A 7,326-nucleotide genomic window follows, 5' to 3' on the forward strand; every position below is an offset into this window, starting at 1 on the left:
GTCTCGAACACGCCTTGCGCCCTCAGGCCGTCGATCACCGTCGAGGACACGCCGGCGGCGTGAGCGAGGCCGGAGCGCGTCCAGGCAAGGCCGCCTTCGGCCGTCTCCAGCACGCGCTGCCTGGCGCCCGTCATCCGGTCAGGTGCGAGAAGCGTGCGCTGCAACCCCTCGATCCACGGTTCGGGGTCGAAAGCCTCCGGCGCCCTGAGCAGCATGCGCGCCACCATGCCGGGCGGCGATAGCGTGTACTGCGCCACCCAGTCGACGAAACGGCGCATCGCGCGGTCGATCGGCGGGCAGTCGAAGACCTGTTCGATAGGACGCAGCTTTTTCGCGTCGACCTTCTCGACCGCGCCATCCCAGACGATGCCGGCGACCTGGCGCGGCCCGAGCGGCACACGCACGATCGAGCCCGGCACCACGCGCATGCCGGCCGGCACGGCGTAGGTGTAGGGGCGTTCGGCGGGCATCGGCACCAGCACCGGTGCGGCTGCGACAAAGGGCGAATCTTCGATCATGAGGCGTGACCTTGCCCTGACTTTGGTCTAGATCAAAGGCCGACCCCAAATGTGCATGACATGCACATGAAAATCTTCAGGAGACCCGCCATGAAATTTTTTGTCGACACCGCCGACGTCAAGGATATCCGTGAGCTGAACGATCTGGGGCTGCTCGACGGCGTCACCACCAATCCGTCGCTGATCCTCAAATCCGGCGGCAAGATCGCCGAGGTCACCAAACAGATTTGCGACATCGTCAAGGGTCCGGTTTCGGCTGAAGTCACCGCCACCGAATATTCCGAGATGATGCAGCAGGCCAAGGTTCTGGCCAAGATCGCCGACAATGTCTGCATCAAAGTGCCGCTGACGCTGGACGGTCTCAAGGCTTGCAAGACGATCCGCACCGAGATGAACCGCCTGGTCAACGTCACCCTGTGCTTTTCGGCCAACCAGGCGCTGCTGGCGGCCAAGGCCGGCGCCTCGTTCATCTCGCCCTTCGTCGGCCGCATCGACGACATCGGCATCGACGGCATGGAGCTGATCCAGGAAATCCGGCAGATCTATGATAATTACGATTTCCAGACCGAGATCCTCGTCGCCTCGGTGCGCACCGTGAACCACGTCAAGCAGGCGGCACTCATCGGCGCCGATGTCGTGACCGCGCCGCCGGCGACCCTGAAGGCCCTGGTCAACCATCCGCTGACCGACAAGGGCCTCGCCGCCTTCCTCGCCGACTGGGCCAAGACCGGCCAATCGATTGGCTGAGATGGCGATCGGCTGAAGCCAATGCGCTTGCAGTGAAAAAAGACCGGGCAACCGGTCTTTTTTATGTGCTGCGGGTGGGGTGACTTTCCATGTCTTTGTTTTTGGGTGCCTTGCACTAGCTCTTTTGGCTTTACTGCATCGCAGCATTGCATCCAGCTGAAATCGAGAGCGACAAGTTCAAAACAGGATATTTGATCGAGTTCACCAGATCGACACGCTGCTGAAGCATACCCTGGATATCACGCTAGAGAGATGCCCTTCGACGAACTTAAAAAACGATGACTTGGTCGAACCCTTTGTAAAGGTGCTGGCTGTAGCTTCGATGTTTTAGCTACTGGGTCGAACATGAGCCTTCTAATCTCAATCGCCTTTTCTGTTCTTGCATCAATAGGACTCGCTTTCGCAAAGGCATTTTCAATCTACGGCCTCATTCGGGACAAACGTTATTCGTGGGTGAGTTTCATAGTGATTTCGGTCGTGTGGCTTGGCGCAACGGTGCTGAGTGCCAACCGGACGTGTGGTCAATGGGGGTGTAGCTGGGGCCTTCACTTCGGTTGGATTCTTGCCCTGTTGCCTCAAGGCTTCGTGACGAATGTTGCGTTAGGTGAGAAGCTATTTGTGATTGCGTTGCTTACATATTTGGGACTGTGCATCTATTTCTTCGGGCATGTCATTGGCTGGTTATCCTATGTGGTCGTCAGCATTGGAAAGGCCGTCACTAACCGCTAGTGTAGATGCTTAAGGTTTAGGCTGGGATAGGTGATGGAATTCACGAGCTTGACCCGCAGCTGAAGCATCCCCTGAAGCATGATCCCATAACGGCCGGGGTCGCTCAGTCCGCGCCGTCATCCTCAGGCACGGTCGCCGGCTGGCGCCGGCCCATGATGATTTCGCGTTTGCCAACATGGTTGGGTGCGCCGACCAATCCTTCCTTTTCCATACGCTCGACCAGGGATGCGGCGCGGTTGTAGCCGATGCCGAGGCGGCGCTGGATGTAGGAGGTCGAACACTTCTTGTCGCGCACCACCACCTTGACCGCCTCGTCGTAGATCGCATCGCTGTCTTCGGCTGCAACCGATCCCTTGTCGAAGACCGCGCCCTGGTCCTCGTCGATTTCTTCCTCATCCTCGTCGGCGGTCACGGTTTCCAGATATTCAGGCCGGCCCTGCGCCTTGAGATGCGCCACGACGTGCTCTACCTCCGCGTCGGAGACAAACGGCCCATGCACGCGCGAAATGCGCCCGCCACCCATCATGTGCAGCATGTCGCCCTGGCCGAGCAGCTGCTCGGCGCCCTGCTCGCCCAGGATGGTGCGGCTGTCGATCTTCGACGTCACCTGGAAGGAAATCCGGGTCGGGAAATTGGCCTTGATCGTGCCCGTGATGACGTCGACCGAGGGACGCTGCGTTGCCATGATCAGGTGGATGCCGGCAGCACGCGCCATCTGCGCCAAACGCTGGATGGCGCCTTCGATCTCCTTGCCGGCGACCATCATCAGGTCGGCCATCTCGTCGACGATGACGACGATGTAGGGCATCGGCGCCAGGTCTACTTCCTGCTGTTCGAAAAGCGGTTCGCCGGTGCCCTTTTCGAAGCCGGTCTGCACCGTCATGACGACGGTTTCGCCCTTGTCGCGGGCTTGGGCGGCGCGCTCGTTGTAGCCGTCGATGTTGCGCACACCGAGCCGCGCCATCTTGCGATACCGGTCCTCCATTTCGCGCACCGCCCATTTGAGCGCCGTGACGGCTTTCTTGGGATCCGTGACGACGGGCGTCAGAAGATGCGGGATGCCGTCATAGACAGAGAGTTCGAGCATTTTGGGATCGACCATGATCAGCCGGCATTCTTCCGGCTTCAGCCGATAGAGCAACGACAGGATCATGGTGTTGATGGCGACCGACTTGCCGGAGCCGGTGGTTCCGGCCACGAGCAGATGCGGCATCTTCGCCAGCTCGGCGATGACCGGCTCACCCCCGATCGTCTTGCCGAGACACAGCGCCAGCTTGCAGCTTGTCTTGCGGAAGCCCTCGGATTCGATCAGTTCCCGGAAATAGACGGTTTCGCGCATCTCGTTCGGAAGCTCGATGCCGATGACGTTGCGGCCGGGCACGACGGCGACGCGCGCCGAAATCGCCGACATGGAGCGGGCGATATCGTCGGCAAGCCCGATGACGCGAGAAGATTTGACGCCCGGCGCCGGCTCGAATTCATAGAGCGTGACGACCGGGCCGGGACGAACATGAATGATCTCGCCACGCACGCCGAAGTCTTCGAGCACGCTTTCCAGCAGATCCGCGTTCTGCTCGAGCCGCTCCTGCGACATGTAGAAGCCTTGTCCCTCCGGTGGCTGCTGCAACAGCTCTTCCGAGGGAAGCTCATAGGGATCGCCCGCGGTTGACAGCACGACCTTTCCAGCCCCAGGCAAGCGTGCAGAGCGGGCGCCAACGGCCTTGGCAGGGACGTTCGCACTTGGCGCGGCCGGCGCGGAAACGGCGACGCTTTTGGCGGCTGGAATTGCGACAGGCTGGACCGGCGACGGCGCATTGCTCGCCGGCACGTCAGGTTGGGCGACGGCCTGGTTCGAATTGGCCGGCCAAACATCCGGCAACGGCTTCAAGGCCTGGCCCGGCAGGCAGTCGATGACACGAAACAAGGCGGTGGCATCGGTCCCTGTCGTCGGACGGATGTCGATCGGCATAGTGGTGACTGGCGCTGCGGCGAGCGGCGCAGGCGACGCTGAACCGGTTTGCCGGGCCGGCGGCGAAACGTCGACCAGATAGGGTGCCATAGCCTCGAAGAAGGCATGATCCGAAAGATAGGGCCAGCGCAGCCTTTCGGTTTTGATCGGGGCGCCCGGAGCAACGGACGCACGCGCGGATGCCCGTCTCGTTGCGACCGTCCTCGGCGGCACCGGCGCAACGGCTGGCACCCTCTCCCTGGCGCGCACGGACGGGACAAAAGCAGCAGCCGGCGGCAGTGGCCCTTGCGTGGCGTGCCCGGTCTGCGGCTGGGAGGCAGGGCTTTTCACCGACGCCGGCAATGCCAGGAGCGAGGGCGCGGAGGACGCCCTGCCGACCATGGGTTGCGCAACGGCTTGCTGTGCCGGGCGCGTCGCGCCGTGTTCGACGACACGCTCGTGCTGCGGATGATGCTTCCTGGCCTCATAATCCGGCGTGCGTGTAAAACGCACGTTGGGTGCAAGGAAGAAATATTCCTGCCAGGCAGGGCTCTCGATATCGCCGATTTTCGAAGGCGTGTCGTCCGAGCCACTCCGCGGCTCCATATAGGGCCGCTTGTTGCCGCCGAGATCGACCATAGGCGCGGAATAGCCGGCCTGGCGTGTGGCGGGCTGCCGACCGTCCGGCTCCTTGCGAGCCATACGATCAAGGGCGCCTGCGGCGGAAGAACTTCGCTGATCACCCCTGTCGCCGATGCTCTCGAAGCGCTTCCCCTCGGGATCATCAGGCGGTGCGGCCGTCGACAAATTGACCCGGGAAAAACGCTTGGCTTCCATTCTCAAGACTCACTCTGAAATGTCTGCCGAGCAATAGGGAGCGAGTGGTTAACAGTTGCTTCCCGGATGGGTCGCCTACGATCCTGAGCGCCAAAATCTTCGCGAGCGACGCGGCACGATCGTCGCCTCGCCGCACCCACCGCGGTGGCGCGATCTACTCGCTGTGCCATAGCAGGCCGATGGGTCTCTTCGGCCAATCTCTGTTCAGAATCTGGCTCTGTTCGGGAATCTGGTCATGATCCCACGATCATCCCGTCATGCCTGGGGCGCCAGACCGTTTTCGTGAAGCAGATGAGGTGCGCTAGCCGGTCTTGCCGTGCCGGACAAGGTCCTGGGCAATGGACAGCTGCAGCGCTTCCGCCAACTCTCGCGCCGCGCGATTCTCGGCGTCGATCTGCGCCCGGTATGCGGCGAATTCCTGACGCGGCCTGTCGAAGGACGAGGTGATCGAACGCTTGCCGGATGCGATCACCACGCCGGTCTTCGCATCGGCCAGCGTATAGCTGCCGGTCAGCGTCACGGAACCGGCGGTCGGCTCGTCTTCGTCGGTTCCGACCTGCACAAGTGCCGCGGACTCGACCGCTTCGGTCACGCCGAGATTGAGCGAATAGGCCGGCGAGGCCGGCTCGCCGGCGCCTCGTCCAAACCCGAAAATGAGATTGTTGCGCACCTGTTGGCCGTAACGCGTATTGACCGGCTTGATGCCGATCAACGCCAGTTCGGCACTGGCACTGGCCTGCGAACCCGACAGTGGCGCGCTCGAATAGAGCGGCCGCACCGTGCAGGCCGAGACAAGCGCGAGCGAACCTATCAGGCCGGCAAGCGCCATGCGGCGCAGCAAATGGCTCAACTCTGTCTTTTCCCGATCAGGCAACGACATTGACGATCCTCTGCGGCACGATGATCACCTTGCGCGGAGCCTTCCCTTCGAGTGCTTTCTGCACGAAGTCGAGAGCCAATACCGCTTTTTCGACCGCACCTTGGTCCGCGTCGCGGGCAATTGTCAAATCCCCCCGCTTCTTGCCGTTGACCTGTACCGGATAGGTGACTTCGTTGTCGACGACCAGCGCCGGATCGAAGACCGGCCAAGGCCGTTCGGCAACGAGATCGGTGCCGCCGAGCGTTGCCCAGCACTCCTCGGCCAGATGCGGCATGACCGGCGCGATCAGATGCACGAGAATCTCCACCGCCTGCCGGCAGGCGCCTTTCAGCGCTGCATCGGCCTTGCCTTCTGCCACCTCGTTAAGCGGCGTGGTCAGCGCGTTGGCCAGTTCGTAGATGCGGGCGATGGCGCGGTTGAAAGCGAGCTTCTCGATATCCTCTCCGACCGCCTTGAGTATCTTGTGCGCGGCCTTGGAAACCACCGCGGCCTCGCCGCTGCTGGCCGCCACGGGCTTGATGCCGGCCAGTGTTTCGGCCGCCGTCGACACCAGGCGCCAGATGCGCTGGATGAAGCGATGCGCGCCGGCGGCGCCATCGTCGGTCCACTCGACATCGCGCTCGGGAGGCGAATCCGACAGCATGAACCAGCGCGCCGTATCGGCGCCGTAGCCATCGGTGATGTCTTCCGGGCTCACAGTGTTCTTCTTCGACTTCGACATCTTTTCCAGCGGGCCGATGGAGACGGTCTCGCCGGTGGCGATCTCGATGGCGCTGCGCTTGCCGTCAACGTCGTCCAGCCGAACTTCGGTGGGCGCCAGCCAGCGGCCGTTCGATGCCGAGCCAACACGATAGGTTTCGTGCACCACCATGCCTTGCGTGAACAGGCCCTTGAACGGCTCGGCCAGATCGACATGGCCGGCCTCGCGCATGGCGCGGGTGAAGAAGCGCGAATAGAGCAGATGCAGGATCGCGTGCTCGATCCCGCCAATATACTGGTCGACCGGCAGCCATTCGTTGGCCGCCTTGGGATCGGTCGGTTCATGTGCCCACGGCGCGGTGAAGCGGGCAAAATACCACGACGAGTCGACGAACGTGTCCATCGTGTCGGTTTCGCGCCGCGCATCCCTGCCGCATTGCGGACATTTCACATGCCGCCATGTCGGATGACGGTCGAGCGGATTGCCCGGGCGGTCGAAATCGACATCGTCGGGCAGCTTCACCGGCAGGTCCGCCTTCGGCACCGGCACCACGCCGCAAGCCTCGCAATGGATCATCGGGATAGGGCAGCCCCAGTAGCGCTGGCGCGAAATGCCCCAATCGCGCAGACGGAAATTCACCTTGCGCTCGGCCATCGGCCGGTTGCCGATCGTCTTCTGCTCCAGCAGTTTGGCGACTTCGTCGAAAGCCTGATCCGGCTTCAAGCCGTTGAGAAAGCGCGAATTGATCATCACGCCGTCATCGACATAGGCTTCATCGATGATCTGGAACGTCGCCGGATTCTCGCCTTCCGGCATCACCACCGGAATCACCGGCAGGCCGTATTTGTTGGCGAAGTCGAGGTCGCGCTGGTCGCCGGACGGGCAGCCGAAAATGGCGCCGGTGCCGTATTCCATCAGCACGAAATTGGCGACATAGACAGGCAGCGTCCAGTTCTCGTCAAACGGA

At 62.2% G+C, this 7,326-nt stretch carries 5 protein-coding genes and 1 pseudogene; 2 read left to right on the plus strand and 4 right to left on the minus strand.

The features are described 5' to 3' along the window. Positions 1-518: pseudogene (locus EOA22_RS19310) on the minus strand (primosomal protein N'); the annotation flags it as partial. A gap of 90 nt (positions 519-608) precedes the next feature. Here EOA22_RS19310 and fsa point away from each other — a divergent pair. Together fsa and EOA22_RS19320 are read left to right on the plus strand one after the other, a co-directional pair. Then, positions 609-1,265, plus strand: a complete 657-nt coding sequence (fsa, locus tag EOA22_RS19315; RefSeq protein WP_024504222.1) for a fructose-6-phosphate aldolase — start codon at positions 609-611, stop codon at positions 1,263-1,265. Between the two features lie 345 nt (positions 1,266-1,610). Next, positions 1,611-1,994 (plus strand): hypothetical protein, encoded by a 384-nt coding sequence (locus EOA22_RS19320; protein ID WP_127218570.1) that lies wholly within the window; start codon positions 1,611-1,613, stop codon positions 1,992-1,994. A gap of 103 nt (positions 1,995-2,097) precedes the next feature. On the opposite strand, the gene EOA22_RS19325 is transcribed toward EOA22_RS19320, so the two are convergent. The 3 genes from EOA22_RS19325 to EOA22_RS19335 form a co-directional block, all read right to left on the minus strand. After that, positions 2,098-4,779 (minus strand): DNA translocase FtsK, encoded by a 2,682-nt coding sequence (locus tag EOA22_RS19325; RefSeq protein WP_063169455.1) that lies wholly within the window; start codon positions 4,777-4,779, stop codon positions 2,098-2,100. A gap of 301 nt (positions 4,780-5,080) precedes the next feature. Further along, complete coding sequence (gene lptE / locus EOA22_RS19330; protein WP_013529029.1) at positions 5,081-5,659, minus strand: LPS assembly lipoprotein LptE; 579 nt, start codon at positions 5,657-5,659, stop codon at positions 5,081-5,083. Beyond that, a partial coding sequence (locus EOA22_RS19335) for a leucine--tRNA ligase (RefSeq protein WP_127390147.1) occupies positions 5,646-7,326 on the minus strand: 1,681 nt, incomplete at its 5' end. The genes lptE and EOA22_RS19335, both read right to left, overlap by 14 nt.

Origin of the sequence: Mesorhizobium sp. M7A.F.Ca.US.014.04.1.1, from assembly GCF_003998745.1 — a bacterium.
Taxonomy (GTDB): Bacteria; Pseudomonadota; Alphaproteobacteria; order Rhizobiales; family Rhizobiaceae; genus Mesorhizobium; species Mesorhizobium ciceri.

Bases quoted from the DNA above. Each gene is read 5' to 3' on its own strand.
- fsa (WP_024504222.1), top strand. From the start codon at position 609: ATGAAATTTTTTGTCGACACCGCCGACGTCAAGGATATCCGTGAGCTG.
- EOA22_RS19320 (WP_127218570.1), top strand. From the start codon at position 1,611: ATGAGCCTTCTAATCTCAATCGCCTTTTCTGTTCTTGCATCAATAGGA.
- EOA22_RS19325 (WP_063169455.1), bottom strand. From the start codon at position 4,779: ATGGAAGCCAAGCGTTTTTCCCGGGTCAATTTGTCGACGGCCGCACCG.
- lptE (WP_013529029.1), bottom strand. From the start codon at position 5,659: ATGTCGTTGCCTGATCGGGAAAAGACAGAGTTGAGCCATTTGCTGCGC.